Raw genomic sequence first — 18147 nt, forward strand, 5'->3', positions numbered from 1 at the left:
GTCAGCGGTGCACGAGCCGCAGGAACGCGCCGATCATCGGCAGGTCCTCGGGCCTGGTGGGCAGCGCGTCCGCGAGGGCGGGAGAGTGGACGAGGTAGGCGGCCCACTGTCCGCGCGAGATCGACACGTTGAGCCGGTTCCGGTTCAGGAGGAAGTCCAGCCCGCGCGGCACCTCCTGCGGTGAGGACGCCGCCATCGTCAGGATCGCGACGGCGGCCTCCCGGCCCTGGAACTTGTCCACGGTGCCGACGGTGGTGCCCTCGAGACCGGCGGCGTCGAGCGCCTCCCGGACCGTGGCGACCTGCGCGTTGTACGGGGCCACCACGATCACGTCGGACGGCTCGAGCGGCCGGCCGGGATCGTCCGGGCCGGTGGACCAGGTGCGGCCGAGCAGTGACCGGATGATCTCGACGACGGCCGCGGCCTCCTCCGGCGAGGACACCGCGTTGCCCGTGTGGGAGACCGGCCAGGGGTGCAGCCCGGGCTCCACGCCGTCGAGGCGGCGGGCGTCCGTGACCTCCTCCCGCGCGCCGAGCCGGCCGGCGTAGGAGAGCTCGGAGACCGGTGCGCAGAGCGCCGAATGCATGCGCCACGAGGTGTCCAGGAAGAAGCCGCGGTCGGGGCGGAGCACGGGGGCGCCCTCCGCGATCCAGGTCAGGGCCGCGTCGCCGATGGGCTGGGGGTGCTCGCCCCTGCTGACCTGGGGGAGCTGCTGCGGGTCACCCAGCAGCAGCACCGTCTCGGCCAGGGCGCTCGCACCCAGGAGGTGCGCGAGGGAGAGCTGCCCGGCCTCGTCCACCACCAGGAGGTCGACCGGCTGGGCCGCGGCGTTCGCGAAGGTCCACGCGGTGCCGCCCAGGACCCGGCCCGGTGCCAGGAAGGCATGGACCTCCGATGAGCCCAGGGACGTCCAGCGGTGCGGTCCGTCCGGGTCCTTGGGCTCCTTGCCCACGCGGTCGGGGTCCACACCGACGCCGATCAGCTGGTCGAGGAAGTTCTCCACCACCGCGTGGGACTGGGCGGTGACGCCGACCGTCCAGCCCCGGTCCAGGAGTTCCTTCACCGCGCGGCTGCCCACGTACGTCTTGCCGGTGCCGGGAGGGCCCTGCACGGCCACGTAGGAGCCGCGTGCGGATTCGACCGCCTCGACCAGGCCCCCGACGCCGTCCCGCCGGCCGTCTCGTACGTCCGCCCCGATCGCGGCGAGGGTCCGGCCCGTGGTGCGCGGGGCACGGCGCGCCAGGATGTCGAACACCGCTCCGTCCGGCAGTCGGCCGCGGCGGGCGGCCTCGGCGGCCTGCTCCCGGATGCGTTCGAGGAGGCCACCGGGCCGGACATAGTTGAGGTGGAACACCGCCATGGGCACCTCCGCGTGCGGTTCCGGCTCGTACTTGGTGCTGAGGCGCTGCAGCAGGCTGACGCGGAACCGGCCCGGTGCGATCTCCTCCACCTCGGTCACGTCCACGGGCGATCGGCTCTGCCAGCGGACGGCGTTGGGAGCCAGCTCCGCCCCGCGCGGCGGCTGCTCGTACAGGGCGTTGAGCTTGAACCTCTCCTGGCTGTTCCGACGCGGCCGGACCTCGGTGCCCGGTTCGAGGCGCCCGGTCACGGTCAGCGTCCGGGCGGGGTTGCTCCGCGGGGTGGGACGTTCCCACGCACCCACCGACTCGACGGTGTCGAACACCAGGTTCGCGCGTGGCTCCTGCCACTCGTCCGGGGCGGACACGGCCCGATCGAACATGGCCCACCACAGCGGCTTGTTCTCCCTGGCGAAGTAGCCCAGGCCCGCGGCCAGCAGGGCGATACCGCGCCGCCCGCCGTCGAGCTCCGCCTCCGGGCCCCCCGTCCCACCCGCCTCGTCCCTCTCGACGCCCGCCAGCGCCTGCAGCGAGGCGGCGAGGGCCGCGTCCTGCTCCTGGAGCGACGGCGCGGCCTCGACCAGCGGCTCGTCCCCGGTCGCGGCGTCGCCGACGGGACGGTCCGCGACGGCGGTCTCCTCGGGCTCGACCTGCGCCAGCAGCCAGTCCCGCAGCCGCGCCGTGGAGACGCAGTCGTACCGGTTGTAGTCCTCGATGTCGGCCCGGATCGCCCTCGCGACCTCGGTGTCCCCGGCCTCCATCGCGGCGACGTACCGGTGGTACTCGGTGACGCTGTCCGCCGCCGTCGTGACGCCGTCCTCCGCCCGGTGCTCCGCCCCCATGTAGAGGGGCTCCAGCTTCTTGATGGAGTAGCTCGGCACACCGGCCCGCAGGGCGGCGCGGACCGTGGAGTAGAGGTCCACGAACAGCCCCGCGCGCAGCCAGTCGTCCAGCTCGCGCTCGCCCACGCCGTGGCGCACGGTCAGGCGTTTCAGCGCGGTGACCTCGTACGCGGCGTAGTGGTAGATCCGCATCCCCGGGTGGGCCGCGCGTCGGGCCTCCACGAACGCCACGAACTGCTCGAGCGCCGCCCGCTCGGCGGCACGGGTGTCCGCCCACAGACCCGTGAACCGGAAGTCGGCCGAGGCGGTGCGCGCGGTGTCCCCGCCCGGCGCCTCGACCCAGCCCCACAGATACTCGAGGCCCTCCATGCTCCCGTCCGCGGAGACCCACAGCGGGTCCCCCTCGAAGTCGAAGAAGACGTCTCCGGCGTCCGGCACGGGCAGCCCCGCCACGGCGCGCGGGTCCACGATCCGATGCGGCGGCAGCCCGTCCGCCCCGGCCGGCTCCAGCTGGATCGCCGCCTGTTCCCGCAGCGCCTCCCACGTGCGGCGGGCCATGCCCTCCGGCGGTGCGACGGACACCGCGAGCTGCTCGATGGTCGTGATGCCGGCCCGGCGCAGCCGGGTGCGCTGCAGCCGCGTGGCCCCCGCCGTGAGCAGCACGTCCCGGTGCTCGGCGACGGCCTCCTCGCACGCCTCGCATGCGCCGCAGACGCTCAGGCGGTCGTCGCCCCAGCGGGCGGGCTCCCCGGCGGCCACGTGATCCTGCAACAGCGCCTCCAGCCGGGCGCGCTGGTGCCGGTACACCGGGATCACCTCGTCCAGGTCCGCGACGTGCCGGGAACCGTCCCCGAGCCACAGGCTGCCCTGCCGTGCCCGCGGCACGTCCATGCCGTCCAGCAGGTCTGCGTACGCGGCGATCTGCAGCAGCGCGGTCACCCGTGCATGCCGGGCCAGCTTCGTGTCCACCACCTCGTACGCGCCCTCGGGGTGCTCCTCGTCCGTGCGGAGCACGAGGAAGTCGGCCAGGCCGCCGAACGCGCCGTCGTGCAGCATCCCCTGGAACACGACGGCGGGGCGCGCGGCCAACGCCGCCGCGGTGCGCTCGCGGGCGGCCTGCACACCCTCGGGCGTGTAGCGCTCCGGGCGGGCGAGCCGGACCACCTGGTCTGCGCCGTGCTCCGCCTCGAGTCGCGCGAGCACGCGGGACTCGTGCTCGTCCCCGAGGCGGGAGACCCGCTCGAGGAACGCGTCCGCCACACCGATCCGCGGGGCGCGCCCGAGCGCGGGGTCCACCGTCCCGCGCAGCCACCCGTACGTGCACGTCGCGGCGGCGGTGATGTCCGAGGGGCTGAGCATGAAGGAGGCGCGGTCCGGCGCGAAGGTCACCATGCCGTCACCCTAGACAGCAGCCGCGGACACGATAGGCAGGGCCCGCGCACAGGGTCCCGGTGCACCTCGCCCCGGCGGCGGCAGGGCGGGATCGGCGCGCGTCACACACCGGACCGGACTTGACGTGGGTCACATCCAGGGAGTTACCTAATGATCGTTCAGTAATTCTCTGCGCCGCCGCGCCGGCGCGCCCCTGCCGGCAGGGAGGCCCGCCCATGACCGAGACCGCCCGCCACCCCATGCTCGCGGAGGACCGCGTGGCACGGTGGCTCGGCGTCACCCTCGAGGCCGCCGAGAAGGAGCACGCGCGCATCCGGATGACGCTCACCGAGGACCAGCACAACGGCTTCGGCCTGGCCCACGGCGGCGCCGTCTTCGCGTTCGCGGACACGTGCTTCGCGCTGACCTGCAACGACCCCGCCTCGGACGGCTCCACCCTCACCGTGGCCTCCGGCGTGGACGTCAACTTCCTCGCGGCCACCCGCGCCGGGCAGACCCTCGTCGCGGAGGGCCGCCTGGTCGCCGCCGCCGGCCGCTCGGCCGTCTATGACATCACCGTCACCACCGACGACGGCACCCCGGTGGTCGCCTTCCGCGGCCGCTCCCGCACCATCCCCGCCCCCGGACGCTGACCGGCGGGCGCACCCGCCGGTGCGCCGCCGTCGTCGACCGCCGCCCGACCCCGCATCCCCAGGAGAACGCCATGCTCGAGGCCTCGATCCCCAACCCGTACACGCCGGCACCCCTGCCCGCCCCCGCCGACCGCGGGGCCCCGGACCCCGAGGAGACGATGAGCCGGGACCAGATCGAGGCGCTTCAGTTCGAACGCCTCCGCTGGACCCTGCACCACGCCTACGAGAACGTGCCCGCGTATCGGGAGCACTTCGACGCGCACGGCGTCCACCCCTCGGACTTCACGGAGCTCGGGGACCTCGCCAAGTTCCCGTACACGGACAAGGAGTTCCTGCGGAAGAGCTACCCGTTCGGCGCCTTCGCCGCCACGGGCCCCGAGCTGCGTCGCATCCACGCCTCCTCCGGCACCACCGGCCAGCCCACCGTGGTCGGCTACACCGACGACGACCTGGCCACGTGGGCCACCCTCGTCGCCCGCTGCTTCCGCGCCGGCGGCATCCGCCCCGGTGACCGCGTGCACAACGCGTACGGCTACGGCCTGTTCACCGGCGGCCTCGGCGCCCACTACGGCGCCGAGCGCATCGGCGCGGCCGTGATCCCGATGTCCGGCGGGCAGACGGAGAAGCAGGTGCAGCTGATCACCGACTTCCAGCCGCGCGCCATCCTCTCCACGCCCACCTACCTGCTGACCATCGCGGACGGCTTCAGGAAGCTCGGCCTGGACCCCCGCGAGTCCTCCCTCGAGGTCGCGATCCTCGGCGCCGAGCCGTGGACCGACGAGATGCGCCGCGAGATCGAGCAGACCTTCGACCTCGACGCCCTGGACATCTACGGCCTCTCCGAGGTCATGGGCCCGGGCGTGGCCGGCGAGTCCGCGGCCACCAAGGACGGCTCCCACATCTGGGAGGACCACTTCCGCCCCGAGATCATCGACCCGCTCACGGACGAGGTCCTCGAGACCGGCCGCCACGGCGAGCTCGTCTTCACCTCGCTCACCAAGCAGGCGCTGCCGATCATCCGGTACCGCACCCACGACCTCACCCGCCTGCTGCCGGGCACCACGCACCCGGGCCACCGCCGCATGGGCCGCATCACCGGCCGCTCGGACGACATGATCATCCTGCGCGGCGTGAACCTGTTCCCGTCGCAGATCGAGGAGCTGGCCCTCAAGGAGCCGGCCCTGTCGCCGCACTTCACCCTCGAGATCACCCGTCCGGACCGCATGGACCAGATGGCTGTGAACATCGAGCGCCGCGATCATGCGACCCTCGAGGAGGCCCAGGCCTGCGCCGCGCACCTGCGCATGGAGATCAAGACGAAGATCGGCTCCTCGTGCGTGATCAACGTGGTGGAGCCGGAGTCCCTGGCCCGCTCCTCCGGCAAGCTCAAGCGGATCTACGACCTGCGCGACCAGGCCTGATCCCGACCCCGCGGCCGAACCCGACGCCGGCGTGCCCGGTAGAGTGGACCGGTGCGCCGTCGTCGGCGTCCGCCCGCCCCCGAAGGAGCCCCGTGCCCCAGAGCAGCCCCACCCCGCGCCGCGGCCGGCCCGGCTATGACCGGCAGACGCTGCTGGCCGAGTGCGTCGAGCTCTTCAACCGGCACGGCTACGAGGCGACGTCCATGGGCATGCTCGCCGCCCACCTGGGCATCTCCAAGTCCGCGATCTACCACCACGTGGAGTCCAAGGAGGCGATCCTCGACCACGCGGTGACGGAGGCGCTCGACGCCCTCGAGGCGTGCCTGGACGATGTGGTGGCCAGCAGGGCCGACGCCGGCGCGCAGGTCGAGGCGGCCATCCGCGGCACGCTCGGGGTGCTGGCGGAGAAGCAGCCCGAGGTGACCCTGCTGCTGCGCCTGCGCGGGAACTCGGCGGTCGAGGTGGCCGCCGTCGAGCGCCGGCGCGAGATCACCCGGCGTCTGGGCGACCTGCTCGAGGCCGCCCAGGCCGCGGGTGCGGTGCGCTCCGACGTGACCCCGCGCAACCTCGCGCGCCTGGCGCTCGGCATGATCAACTCGATCGTCGACTGGTACCGGCCGGATCGCGGCGTCCCCGGCCAGCAGGGACCGGGCCAGATGATCGACGCCGTCACGGGCGTGGTGCTCGGGGGTCTGCGGGGCTGAGGGCCCGCTGTCCTCAGCCCTCGCCGTCGAGCGCGGCGAGCACGTCGGCCACGATCGAGGCCGCACGGTCCTCGGCGTCCGCGGGCACCCCGCCGTCCGCGTCGGCCTGGGCCACGGCCACGGTGCGGGCGCCGTCCTGCACGGCCGTGAGGTGGGAGTAGACGGACCCCCCGGGGGCCGGGATCGCCGTGTACGCGGTGCCGCCCTCGTGCTCGGTCCGCGTCACGCTCTCCACGCCGAGCCCGGCCAGGTCCACCCCGGTGCAGGCCTGCGCCGCGGCCCGGACGTCCTCCAGAGCGGCGCGGGCAGCCTCCTCCGTGGGGTACGCGGTGACGCGCACGCCGAGCGGAGTGACCTCGGCGTCGGGGGACGCCGTGAAGGAGGGCGCCGGCGTCGTGGTGGGCCCGCCGCCGGTCGTGGCGGCCGTCTCCGGCTGGGCCGTGAGCCCCAGGTCCGCCGCCCCGGCCTCGGCGTCCCGCTCCAGGGCGGAGCGGGTGGCGACCAGGCAGGCCTGCTGTTCCGCGCTGCGGGTGGGAGCCGGGCTCGCACCGGCGTCGACCGTCTGCTCCAGACCGGCGGCCCGCTGACGCAGCTCCGTCTGCCGCTCCAGCGGCGAGGCGGCGCTCAGCCCCACCTCGGACCCCGGCCCCGCGGCCCGCTGCACGGCGGCCTGCACGGCCAGGGTCCGCTGCCCGTCCAGCGCGGGGGGCATCTCGAGGGACAGGCTGCCCGAGGCGGAGGCGCCGCCCGTGCTCTCCGTGGAGGCGCTGGCCGCGGGTGACGTGGGGGCCGTGGAGCTGCTGGCCGCGGGCGACGTGGACGCTGACGAGGCCGCCGTCGTCGTGGACGGCGCCGACGAGGGGGCGGGGGAGGAGGGCTCCGCGCCGCCGCCCGCGCACCCGGCGAGGGCGAGCGCGCCCACGGCGAGGGCGCCGAGCAGAGGGAGTCGGGGGGTCGTCATGGCTCGACTCTACTTGCACTGTGACGGATGCCACAAGGAAGTGGCGGGGACATGCGACGGGGCCGCCCGATGCGTGATGCGCACCGGACGGCCCCTGATCCGTCAGTCGAGGAGGTCAGCCGAGCGGGGTGTCCTTGTCGCCCAGGTTCCAGTCCTCCACCGGGCCGAGGTTCTCCCCGTCCGGCCCGTAGCGGTAGAAGCCCTGGCCGTCGGCCACGCCGCTGTGGCCCTCGGCGATGCTCTTCTCCAGCAGCTCGGCGAAGCCGCGCTGCCAGTCGGCGCCCGCGTTGCGGGAGACGTTGGCGGCCACGTGGAAGCCCACGATGTCGTAGGTCTGGAACGGGCCGCGCTCGTTGCCGGTGGCCACGCGCCAGGTGCGGTCGATGTCCGCCGGGTTGCCCACTCCGTGCATGTACAGCTTGGAGCCGGCCTGCAGCCACGGGATGAGCAGGGAGTTGAGGAAGTAGCCCGGGATCTCCTTGCGCACGTGCACGGGGACCATGCCGGTCTCCTCGGCGAACTGCAGGGCTCCCGCGACGGCCTCCGGCGAGGTGGCGGCGGTGCCCATGACCTCGGCGGTGTTCTGCGCCCAGATGCGGTTGGCGTAGTGCAGGGCCAGGAAGCGCTCCGGATGGCCGCTGGCGTCGGCGAAGTCCGAGGGCAGCAGGGAGGAGGTGTTCGTGGCGAACAGGGTCGTGGCGGGGGCGAGCTCGCCCACCTGGGCCCACACCTTGCGCTTGAGCTCCAGGTTCTCCGGGACGGCCTCGACCACGATGTCCGCATCCGCCAGGGCCTCGCCGAGGTCCGAGGTCGGCGTGATGCGGGCGATGGCCTCGTCGAAGCGCTGCGGGTCGTAGCCCTCCCCGAGGTCTGCTTCGTAGCCCTGGCGGATCCACGCCCAGCGGCGCTCGATCCCCTCGAGGGCGGCGGGGACGGCGTCGTAGGCCATCACCCTCTTGCCGTGGTACGCCGCCTGCATGATGATCTGCGAACCCAGCACGCCGGTGCCCAGCACGGCGACCTGCTCGAAACGGGTGAACTCGGACATGTGTGTCGACCTTCTTCTCTCGCGGTCCGAATGGGACGTACAGGTGAACGCCCCGGGCACGCTCCTTGTTCCCTGGGACGACGACGGGCCGCCCGGCGCGCAGCGGGCGCACGGGACGGCCCGTCGAAGCAGGGGGGGGGCTCAGCCCTGGGAGGTCTCGGACGGGGCCATCGGCCAGGTCTTGGCCACGAGCGTCAGCACGTCGTACTGGGCGCAGAGCTCGTCCTTCTGGTTGTGGATCCGGCAGTCCCAGGCCACCTCGCCGTACTCGTCGCTCACGCGCGGGGTGATGCGCTTGGCCGTCAGGGTCACGCGGATGGCGTCGTCGTAGGTCACCGGCGTGATGAAGCGCAGGTTCTCCAGGCCGTAGTTGGCCAGCACCGGGCCCGGATCCGGGGCCACGAACAGCCCCGCGGCCCACGAGACCAGCAGGTAGCCGTGGGCCACCCGGCGCGGGAAGAACGGGTTGGCCATGGCGGCCTCCTCGTCCGTGTGGGCGTAGAACCTGTCCCCGGTCTCCTCCGCGAAGGCGGTGATGTCCTCCAGGGTGACGGTGCTCAGGCCGGAGGCGAACTGGTCGCCCACCGTCAGCTCGGCCAGGGACTTGTAGAACGGGTGCACGGCGGTGCCGGCCTCCACGTCCTCGCGGGTCACCGTGTGGGCCGCCGCGCCCTGATGCCACACGCCGGTGATGGCCGTGAGCATGTCCGGGGAGCCCTGGATCGCCGTGCGCTGCATGTAGTGCTTCACGGCGCGGACCCCGCCGAGCTCCTCGCCGCCGCCGGCGCGGCCGGGGCCGCCGTGGATCAGCACCGGCACGGGGGCGCCATGGCCCGTGGTGGTCGCGGCGGTCTGGCGGTTCAGGACGTGCACGCGGCCGTGGTGGGCGCCGATCCCGGCGGCGAACGCGCGGGCGGTCTCACCGTCGTTCGTGGCGACCGTGGCCACGAGCGACCCCGAGCCCAGGGCGGCCAGGGCCACGGCGTCGGCCACGTCCGTGTAGCCGATCACCGAGGTGACCGGACCGAACGCCTCGACGCTGTGCACCTCGGGGGTGCGTGCGTCCTCGAAGGTGAGCACCGTGGGGGCGAAGAACGCGCCGGACTCGGCGTCGGCGTCACCGGTCGAGCCCTCGGGGCCGCCGAGGCGGACCTGACCGCCGGCGTCGACCAGGCGCTGCACCGCGCCGCGGACCTCGCTCTGCTGCTCCTTCGAGGCCAGGGCGCCCATCGTGGTGCCCTCGACGCGCGGGTCGCCCAGGACGACCTTCGCGGCCAGGCGCTCGGTGAGGGCGGCGGTCACGGCCTCGACCCGATCCTGCGGGACGATCACCCGGCGGATGGCCGTGCACTTCTGGCCGGCCTTGACCGTCATCTCCTGGAAGACGACCTTCACGAACGCCTCGAACTCGGGGGTGCCGGGGGCGGCGTCGGGGCCGAGGATGGCGGCGTTGAGGGAGTCGGTCTCCGCGGTGAAGCGGACGCCGCCCTCCTGCACGTTCGGGTGCTTCTTCAGCGTGGCCGCGGTGGCGGCGGAGCCGGTGAACGCGACGTGGTCGCGGTAGTCCAGGTGGTCCAGCAGGTCGCGGGCGGAGCCGGAGATCAGCTGGATCGAGCCCTCGGGCAGCACGCCGGACTCGAGCATCAGCTCGACGCACTTCTGCGTGACGTAGCCGGTGGGGGTGGCCGGCTTGACCACGGTGGGCACGCCCGCGACGAAGGCCGGGGCGAACTTCTCCAACATGCCCCACACGGGGAAGTTGAAGGCGTTGATCTGCACGGCCACGCCCGGGATGCGCTGGTAGATGTGCTCGCCGATGAAGGAGCCGTCGCGGGAGAGGGGCTCCACGTCGCCGTCGATGATCACGGTGGAGTTCGGCAGCTCGCGGCGGCCCTTGCCGGAGAACGTGAAGAGGGTGCCGATGCCGCCGTCGACGTCGAAGGCGTGGTCGCGCTGCGTGGCGCCGGTGGCGAAGGAGACGTCGTAGAGCTCCTGGACGCGGGAGTTCAGGTAGAGCGCGAGCTCCTTGAGCTTGAGGGCGCGCTCGTGGATGGTCAGCGCGCCCAGGGCCTGCTGGCCGACGGTGCGGGCGTGCTCGATGGCGGCGGCCGTGTCGAGGCCGTCGGTGGAGACGCCGGTCAGGCGCGCGCCGGTGTTCGCGTCCGTCACGTCGGTGACCTTGGACGGGTGCGACGGCGTCCACCAGCTGCCGGCGACGTAGCTGGGGAGGATCTCCGGGAGGGAGGGGGCGGTGACGGTCACGGGGGCTCCTGGTGTCGGGGGCGCGGACGAGTCCCGACCGATCGGTCGGTTATTGGTCCTCACCCTAGCCGAGACGTGGATCACGCGGGAGGGGGAGCCGGGCGGGTGACGCCGTCGTCGTGGAGAGGGCTTCGCCGGCCGAGCCGTGGCGCCCAGGCCCGCAGACACGCCGCTACCGCCAGGACGTAGCGGCGTGTCTGCGGGCCTCGACGGGGCGTCGTCCACAGATCCCGGCGGACGACGACGGCGGCGCGGCCGGATCGGGCACGCTCGGCGCATGCCCCGCTCGCCCGCGCCCCTGCCTCCGATGCGCTGCGGACTGGACGGCCTCCTCCGCTCTCCGACCGTGTTCTCGACCCCGGCCGCGCGCGAGGCGGGGGTGAGCGCGGCCCGGCTGCGGCGCGGGGACGTGGTCGCACTCGGCTGGGGGCTCTGGGGCCGGCGCGGCGTCGAACCGGACCCCATGGACCACGTGCGGGCGCTGCAGGATCTGCACCCCGAGGGCGTGTTCAGCCACGTCACGGCCGCCCGGGTGCTCGGCCTGTGGCTGACCGGGCCGCTCGCCGCCGACCGGTCCGTGCACATCGCGACCCCGCGCGGCCACGGCACCGGGTCGAGCCGGGCCGGGATCCGCTCACACCGCCTCCGCGCCGACGCCCCGGTGCGGATCGTGGACGGGGTGCGCGTGACCGCACCGGGGTGGATCTTCGTGGACCTCGCCGCGCAGGCCGGGCCGCTCGAGCATCTCGTCGCGCTGGGGGACAGCATGGTTCGGACCGCCCCGACGGAGGCCCGCCGCCGTCGGCTGCCTCCCGGGGTGACGGACGTGGCCGAGCTGCGCGCCGCCGTCGAGGAACGCGGACGGGTGCGCGGGATCCGTGCGGCCCGGGAGGCGCTGGAGCTCGTGCGCCCCGGGGCCGACTCGCCGCAGGAGAGCCGGCTGCGGGCGCGGCTCGTCCTGGACGGCGTCCCGGAGCCCGCAGTGAACCCGTGCATCCGCCTCGCCACGGGACAGCTGCTCCGCGTGGATCTGGTGTGGGCGGAGGCCAAGGTGGCCGTCGAGTACGACGGCGATCACCACCGCACGGATCGCCGGCAGTGGCGTGAGGACCGCGAGCGGGACGCGGCCCTGCGCGCGGAGGGGTGGGAGGTGATCCGGGTGACCGCCGACGTGTTCCGGCCGGGGCACTGGGAGCTGTTCGTGGGGCAGCTGCGGGGCCTGGTGGCCGCGCGGACGCCGCCGGGCTGAGTGCCGCCGTCGTGGATCTGACCTGTCGAGGCCCGCAGACGCGCCGCTACGGCCTGGCGGTAACGGCGTGTCTGCGGGCCTCGGCGAGAGGGGCGGGAGCCTCGGGCCGGCGTCGGCCCCTGCCCCTCGTCTCCGGACCGGCGTAGAATCGAGCACCGGTCCTCTCGGACCCGACCCACCCCCTCATCCGGAGAGTTCTGCCGCATGCTGCGCACCATGTTCCACGCCAAGATCCACCGGGCCACCGTGACCCAGGCGGACCTGCACTACGTGGGCTCCGTGACCGTGGACCAGGACCTGCTGGACGCCGCGGACATCCTCCCCGGCGAGCTCGTGTCCATCGTGGACGTCACCAACGGCGCGCGACTGGAGACCTACACCATCGCGGGCGAGCGGGGCTCCGGCGTGCTCGGCATCAACGGCGCCGCCGCCCACCTGGTGCATCCGGGGGACATCGTCATCCTCATCGCCTACGGGCAGATGGACGACGACGAGGCCCGCCACTTCCAGCCCAAGGTCGTCCACGTGGACGCGGACAACAGGATCGTGGAGCTCGGCATCGACCCCGCCGACGGCCTCCTCGACGGCCTCTCCCGCCCGCCGCTGTCCCGCGAGTGGAACGAGGCGCAGGCCGAGCTCTGAGCCGGCCTGGGGCGCCGGGCCGTCATGGACGAGCCCTTCGAGCGGGATCAGCGGTCGGCACGGCCTTCGCCCCGAGCGCTCGACGCGCGGAGCGCATCGCGGCCGCGTGGCTGAGGCCCATCGCGGTGCGGGCGCCCGGCACGTGGGCCACGGCGCGCATCCACGGCGAGGTGAGCACCACCTCCTGCTCCCACGCCACGATGCAGCGCGGCGCGTGTCCGGCCGGGGCACCGTCGTCGTGGACGGTGACCCGCACGGTGCCCGTCAGGCCCCCGCTCAGGCGGGCGACCAGTAGGCCGCGGGCGCGGTCGTCGATGAGACGCTCCATCGTCAGACGCACCGGCACGAACCCGCGCAGCCGGACGGCGGCGCGGTCGGGGCCCAGGCGACGGACGCGCGGGACGGCCGGCCACCAGCGTGGGTAGCCGGCCGGGTCGGCGAGCAGGGCCAGCACGGACCGGGCGTCCGCGGGGACGGCCCAGCGGTGGGTGAAGCGGAAGGGGCGGTCGACCGACATCAGGCCCGGCCGAAGGTCTCGGGGTCCACGGGGCGCCGGGTGCGGGGGAGCTTCGCGACGACCAACAGGTACGACTCCGTGACGAGGTCCCGCACGAGCTGCTCGTCGAGGGCCGGGTGCGCGGCCAGGCTAAGCCAGTGCCGCTTGTCCATGTGATAGCCGGGCGTGATCGCCGCGGGCAGGGCCGCGCGCAGCTGGGCGCCGTCCTCCGGGCGGGCCTTGACGTTCACGAGGCGGCGCCCGTCGTGGTCGATGAACACCGCGAACAGCTTCCCCTGCACCTTCATGACCTCGGTGTCCGGGCCGAAGGGGTGCGACGCGGCGCTGCCCGGCAGCTCGAGGGCGCGGTCGCGGGCGACGCGCAGCAGCGTGGGCTCGTCCATACCCGTCACGCTAGCCGCGCCGCCCCGCACTTTCGAACGTGATATCGGGGGAATGGGCGCTTTCGAACGGGAGATAGGCCCTATCTCCCGTTCGAAAGCGCCTGCCCCGGGGGCTCAGCGGTAGTCGAAGAAGCCCTTGCCGGACTTCCGGCCGAGCTCGCCGCGGGCCACCATGTCCCGCATGAGCTGCGGCGGGGCGAAGCGCTCACCCAGCTGGGACTCGAGGTACTCCGCGATGCCCAGGCGCACGTCCAGGCCCACGATGTCGGTCAGGGCCAGCGGGCCGACCGGGAACTTGTATCCGAGCACCATGGCGGCGTCGATGTCCTCGGGGGAGGCCACGCCCTCCTCGACCATGCGGATGGCCTCGAGCGCGATCGCCACGCCCAGGCGCGACGAGGCGAAGCCCGGGGCGTCCTTGACGACGACGGGGGTCTTGCCGAGCCCGCGGACCCACTCGGTGGACAGGGCCTGGAGCTCCGCACCGGTCTGCTCGCCGATCACGACCTCCACGAGCTTCGAGGCGGGCACCGGGTTGAAGTAGTGCAGGCCGCAGAAGCGCTCGGGACGCTGCAGGTGCGAGGCGATCTCGTCGATGGACAGGGAGGAGGTGTTGCTGGCCAGCCAGGCGTCCTCGCGCAGGTGGGCCTCGACGTCGGTGAGCGCCTCGATCTTCACCTGCATGTCCTCGAACACGGCCTCGACCACGAGGTCGCAGCGGGCGAAGTCGGCGCGGTCCACGGTGACGGTCAGGCGCTGCGCCCACTCGTCCAGGTCGCCGTCGATCTTGCCGCGGTCCAGGGAGGCGGCCAGGTCGGCCTCGATGCGCTCCCTGGCGGCCTCGGCCGACCGCGGGTCGCGCTCGACGACGACCACCTCGGACGAGCCGGAGACGAGGAACGCGTGGGCGATGCCGCCACCCATCCGGCCGCCGCCGAGGACGCCGACGACGGCGGGCACGGAGGACGGCGCGGCATCAGGGGTGTGCTGCTGATCGGTCATGTCAGTCCTCACTTCTTCTTGCGGTCGAGGAACGCCTGCATGCGCTCGAACTTGGCCTCGGACTCGAACAGGATGGCCTGCGCGATCTCGTCCACGTGGGGGTGGGCCTCGCGGGGGAGGTGGAAGACGCGCTTGGACAGCCGCACCGCCAGCGGGTCCTGCTGCGCGATGCGGTCGGCGAGGGCGTCGGCGGCGTCGAGGAGGGCCTCCGGCTCGTGCAGCTCGGTGACGAGCTTGAGCTCGAGGGCCTCCTGCGCGTCCAGGATCCGTCCGGCGAGCAGCAGCTCGAGGGCCACCGGCTCGCCCACCAGCTCCTTGAGCCGCCACTGGGCGCCCGCAGCGGCGGTGATCCCCAGACTCGTCTCGGGCTGGCCCATCTTCAGCGCCGGGGTGGCGATGCGGAAGTCGGCCGCGTAGGCCAGTTCCGCGCCGCCGCCGAGGGCGAAGCCGTCGATCGCTGCGATCACGGGCATGGGCAGCCGGTGGATGCGGTCGAAGACCTGCGAGTTCACGCCGCGCAGGGCGTCGTCGCGGCGGCGCTCGCGCAGCTGTCCGATGTCCGCGCCGGAGGCGAAGATGCCGGAGAACGTCCCCGGCTCGCACTTCGACTCCACCTGCGTGCCCGAGATGATCAGGATCTTCGGCTCGCGTTCGAGGTGGGCGCAGAGCTCGTGGAACTCGTCGACCATGGTCTGGTCGATCGCGTTGCGCACGCCCGGGCGGTCCATGCGCGCGTGGACGCGGTCCTCGCGCTCCTCGACGTGCAGCGCCGAGAAGTGGCTGAAGTCGGTCATCTGCTCAGACCCTCTCGACGAGCATCGCGGAGCCCTGGCCCACGCCCACGCACATCGTGGCCAGGCCCCTGTCCGCGCCCTCGCGCTCCATCCGACCGAGCAGCGTGACCACGAGACGCGACCCCGAGGAGCCCAGCGGATGGCCCAGGGCGATCGCGCCGCCGTCGGCGTTGACGGTCTCCGGGTCCAGGCCGAGGCGCCGCATCGAGGCCAGGGACTGGGTGGCGAAGGCCTCGTTGAGCTCGACGGCGCCCAGGTCCGCCACGGACCAGCCGGAGCGCGCGAGGGCCTTCTCGGTGGCCGGGACGGGGCCCAGGCCCATGATCTCGGGGGCCAGGCCCGCCGAGGTGGACTCCACGACGCGGGCGCGCGGGGTCAGGCCGTACTTCTGCGCGGCCCGCTCGGAGACGACGAGGATCGCCGAGGCGCCGTCGTTGAGGGAGGAGGAGTTGCCGGCGGTGACCACGCCGTCCTTCTTGATGATCGGGCGCAGGCCGGCGAGCACCTCGGGGGTGGAGCCGGGGCGGGGGCCCTCGTCCGTGTCCACGACCGTCTCGGCGCCCTTGCGGCCGGTGACGACGATGGGCACGATCTCGTCCGTGAAGCGGCCGGCCTCGATGGCGGCCAGCGCACGCTCGTGTGAGCGGGCGGCGAAGGCGTCGGCGTCCTCGCGGGTGATGCCGTCCACCTCGCCGACCTCCTCGGCGGTCTCCGGCATGGAGAAGGTGAACTTCTCCCCGAACTCGCCGTCCGCGAAGCGCGGGTTCACGAAGCGCCAGCCGATCGCGGTGTCGAAGGCCGCACCGGGCTTGGCGAACGCCGTCGTCGGCTTCTCCATCACCCAGGGGGCGCGGGACATCGACTCCACGCCGCCGGCCACGACGACGTCGGCCATCCCGGAGCGCACCATCGCGGTGGCGATGCCGATCGCGGACATGCCGGACGCGCAGAGACGGTTCACGGTGATGCCCGGGACGGTGTCCGGGAAGCCGGCCAGCAGCCAGGCCATGCGGGCGACGTTGCGGTTCTCCTCGCCCGCGCCGTTGGCGTTGCCGAGGATGACGTCGTCCACGACCGACGGGTCGATGCCGGCGTCCTCGACCACGGCCTTGACGGTCAGGGCGGCGAGGTCGTCGGGGCGGACGGAGGAGAGGGCGCCGCCGTACTTGCCGACGGGCGTGCGGCGACCGCCGACGAGCAGGGCCTGGGACTGTGCGGACATGGAGACTCCTTGAGTGACCGACGACGAGGCGGGCGCGGCGAATTACCGACCGTGCGTTCAGGTTCAGTATCCCGGGCCGGTGTGACGGGGGTCAACTGCGGGGGCGGGGTGTGACGGGGCGGAGACGGGGCCGGGCGGCCGCGCCGAGGCCACGTCGATCAGCGTCTGACCCGGCGCACCCCGCACGGAGGCCCGCAGACGCGCCGTTTCGTCCCCGACGTGGCGGCGTGTCTGCGGGCCTCGGCGCCGGCCCGGTCCGGCCCGCGCACCGCACGACGACGGCGCGCCCTTCCGGAGGAGGACGCGCCGTCGTCGTGGGGTGGGGACGGGCGAAGCCCGTCAGGCGGCCCGGATCAGGCCGGGACCACCGGGTGGGAGCGGGTGGCGACGACCTGCTCGTCGTGTAGCTCGCGGTCCTGGATGCCCTTGGGGACGAACAGGACGGCGATGAGCGAGACCGCGGAGATCGCGATGATATACCAGGCCACGTTCTCCCAGCCGGTCTTCACGAGCTGGTCGGCGATCAGCGGGGCGAAGGCGCCGCCGATGATGGTGCCGAGCGCGTAGCCGATGGAGACGCCGGAGAAGCGGACGCGGGCCGGGAACATCTCGGCGTACATCGCCGACTGCGGGCCGTAGGACGGGCCCAGGCCGAGGGTCAGGACGAACAGGCCCAGCGAGAACAGCGGCAGAGACGCGGTGTTGAGCAGCCCGAACAGCGGGAAGGCCCAGACGATCAGGAAGCCGTAGCCGAGGACGAAGGTCAGCTTGCGGCCGATCTTGTCCGAGATCCAGCCGCCGAGCAGGGTGAAGATGAACCAGCCGACGCCGCCGATGAGGCTCGCGATGAGCACCTCGGAGGAGGTCATGCCCAGGCCCTTCGGGCCGCCGTACTTCGAGAACCACGCGATGAGCAGGTAGCCGACGCCGTTGTTCGCGGCGAAGATCACGGCGGCGAGGATGACCTCCTTGGTGTGGTTCCGGAAGAGCTCACCGAGCGGGGCGGACTCGTCCACCTTGAGCTGCTGCATCTCCTTGAAGACCGGGGACTCCTCCACGGCCTTGCGGATCAGGTAGCCGACGACGATGAGCACCACGGAGATCAGGAACGGGATGCGCCAGCCCCAGGTGAGGAACTGCTCCTCGGACATGGTGGAGCGCACGATGAACAGCACGCCGGTGGCCAGGATCATGCCCAGCGGCACGCCGATCTGCGGAGCGGAGCCGAACAGGCCGCGCTTGCCGTGGGGGGCGTGCTCCACGGACAGCAGCGCAGCGCCGCCCCACTCGCCGCCCGCGGACAGGCCCTGCAGCAGGCGCAGCACGACGAGCAGGATCGGCGCCCACACCCCGATCTGGGCGTAGGTGGGCAGCAGGCCGATGAGGGTGGTGGCCAGGCCCATGCCGATCAGCGTGAGGGACAGGACGAACTTGCGGCCGAAGCGGTCGCCGAGGTGGCCGGCGATGATCGCGCCGAGCGGGCGGATGAGGAAGGAGATGCCGAGGGTGGCCCACGCGGCGATCTGGGAGCCGCTCTCGCCCATCGGCTGGAAGAAGAGGGCGGCGAAGACGAGTGCGGTGGCCTGGGCGAAGATGAAGAAGTCGTACCACTCGATGGTGGTGCCGACGACGGTGCCGGCGATGACCTTGCGCTCCTCGCGGCGATCGCGCGCGGGGGCGGTCGCCGCGGGGGATGCGACGGTGTGGCTCATGGGTGC

15 protein-coding genes are annotated in these 18147 nt (G+C 73.3%); 5 read left to right on the forward strand and 10 right to left on the reverse strand.

The window, feature by feature from the left end; all coding sequences use genetic code 11:
* Position 1 precedes the first annotated feature (1 nt).
* Positions 2-3592: a TM0106 family RecB-like putative nuclease gene (locus tag HDA34_RS08255; RefSeq protein ID WP_134377437.1), complete on the reverse strand. Its 3591-nt coding sequence runs from the start codon at positions 3590-3592 to the stop codon at positions 2-4.
* A 215-nt stretch (positions 3593-3807) separates the two neighbouring features.
* Here HDA34_RS08255 and HDA34_RS08260 point away from each other — a divergent pair, with 215 nt between their 5' ends.
* From HDA34_RS08260 to HDA34_RS08270, 3 genes are all read left to right on the forward strand, one after another.
* Positions 3808-4224 (forward strand): PaaI family thioesterase, encoded by a 417-nt coding sequence (locus HDA34_RS08260; RefSeq protein ID WP_134377436.1) that lies wholly within the window; start codon positions 3808-3810, stop codon positions 4222-4224.
* Between the two features lie 71 nt (positions 4225-4295).
* Positions 4296-5645 (forward strand): phenylacetate--CoA ligase family protein, encoded by a 1350-nt coding sequence (locus HDA34_RS08265; RefSeq protein ID WP_134377435.1) that lies wholly within the window; start codon positions 4296-4298, stop codon positions 5643-5645.
* Between the two features lie 92 nt (positions 5646-5737).
* Positions 5738-6349, forward strand: a complete 612-nt coding sequence (locus HDA34_RS08270) for a TetR/AcrR family transcriptional regulator (RefSeq protein WP_134377434.1) — start codon at positions 5738-5740, stop codon at positions 6347-6349.
* Positions 6350-6362: 13 nt separating this feature from the next.
* Here the strand turns inward: HDA34_RS08270 and HDA34_RS08275 are convergent, their stop codons facing one another.
* The 3 genes from HDA34_RS08275 to paaZ form a co-directional block, all read right to left on the reverse strand.
* On the reverse strand, positions 6363-7310 hold the full coding sequence (locus HDA34_RS08275; RefSeq protein ID WP_134377433.1) for a hypothetical protein: 948 nt from the start codon (positions 7308-7310) through the stop codon (positions 6363-6365).
* A gap of 115 nt (positions 7311-7425) precedes the next feature.
* A complete protein-coding gene (locus tag HDA34_RS08280; RefSeq protein WP_134377432.1) occupies positions 7426-8358 on the reverse strand; it encodes a 3-hydroxyacyl-CoA dehydrogenase in 933 nt (310 codons plus the stop codon).
* Positions 8359-8499: 141 nt separating this feature from the next.
* Positions 8500-10620, reverse strand: a complete 2121-nt coding sequence (gene paaZ / locus HDA34_RS08285; RefSeq protein WP_134377431.1) for a phenylacetic acid degradation bifunctional protein PaaZ — start codon at positions 10618-10620, stop codon at positions 8500-8502.
* A gap of 277 nt (positions 10621-10897) precedes the next feature.
* Here paaZ and HDA34_RS08290 point away from each other — a divergent pair, with 277 nt between their 5' ends.
* On the forward strand, positions 10898-11869 hold the full coding sequence (locus HDA34_RS08290) for a DUF559 domain-containing protein (protein WP_134377430.1): 972 nt from the start codon (positions 10898-10900) through the stop codon (positions 11867-11869).
* A 204-nt stretch (positions 11870-12073) separates the two neighbouring features.
* Complete coding sequence (gene panD / locus HDA34_RS08295; protein WP_010080090.1) at positions 12074-12511, forward strand: aspartate 1-decarboxylase; 438 nt, start codon at positions 12074-12076, stop codon at positions 12509-12511.
* Between the two features lie 22 nt (positions 12512-12533).
* Here panD and HDA34_RS08300 read toward each other — a convergent pair whose 3' ends face one another.
* The 6 genes from HDA34_RS08300 to HDA34_RS08325 all read right to left on the reverse strand — a co-directional run bounded on the left by HDA34_RS08300 (position 12534) and on the right by HDA34_RS08325 (position 18141).
* Positions 12534-13028, reverse strand: a complete 495-nt coding sequence (locus HDA34_RS08300; RefSeq protein ID WP_134377429.1) for an SRPBCC family protein — start codon at positions 13026-13028, stop codon at positions 12534-12536.
* Positions 13028-13411, reverse strand: a complete 384-nt coding sequence (locus HDA34_RS08305; RefSeq protein ID WP_044658760.1) for an MmcQ/YjbR family DNA-binding protein — start codon at positions 13409-13411, stop codon at positions 13028-13030. Before HDA34_RS08305 ends, HDA34_RS08300 begins: the two co-directional genes overlap by 1 nt.
* 114 nt (positions 13412-13525) lie before the next feature.
* Positions 13526-14413, reverse strand: a complete 888-nt coding sequence (locus tag HDA34_RS08310; protein WP_123244484.1) for a 3-hydroxyacyl-CoA dehydrogenase family protein — start codon at positions 14411-14413, stop codon at positions 13526-13528.
* Positions 14414-14421: 8 nt separating this feature from the next.
* A complete protein-coding gene (locus HDA34_RS08315) occupies positions 14422-15207 on the reverse strand; it encodes an enoyl-CoA hydratase/isomerase family protein (RefSeq protein WP_060973844.1) in 786 nt (261 codons plus the stop codon).
* A 4-nt stretch (positions 15208-15211) separates the two neighbouring features.
* Positions 15212-16429 (reverse strand): thiolase family protein, encoded by a 1218-nt coding sequence (locus HDA34_RS08320; protein WP_134377428.1) that lies wholly within the window; start codon positions 16427-16429, stop codon positions 15212-15214.
* A 353-nt stretch (positions 16430-16782) separates the two neighbouring features.
* Complete coding sequence (locus HDA34_RS08325) at positions 16783-18141, reverse strand: MFS transporter (RefSeq protein ID WP_134377427.1); 1359 nt, start codon at positions 18139-18141, stop codon at positions 16783-16785.
* Positions 18142-18147 lie beyond the last annotated feature (6 nt).

Origin of the sequence: Micrococcus luteus (genome assembly GCF_014138885.1) — a bacterium.
Classification (GTDB): Bacteria; Actinomycetota; Actinomycetes; order Actinomycetales; family Micrococcaceae; genus Micrococcus; species Micrococcus luteus.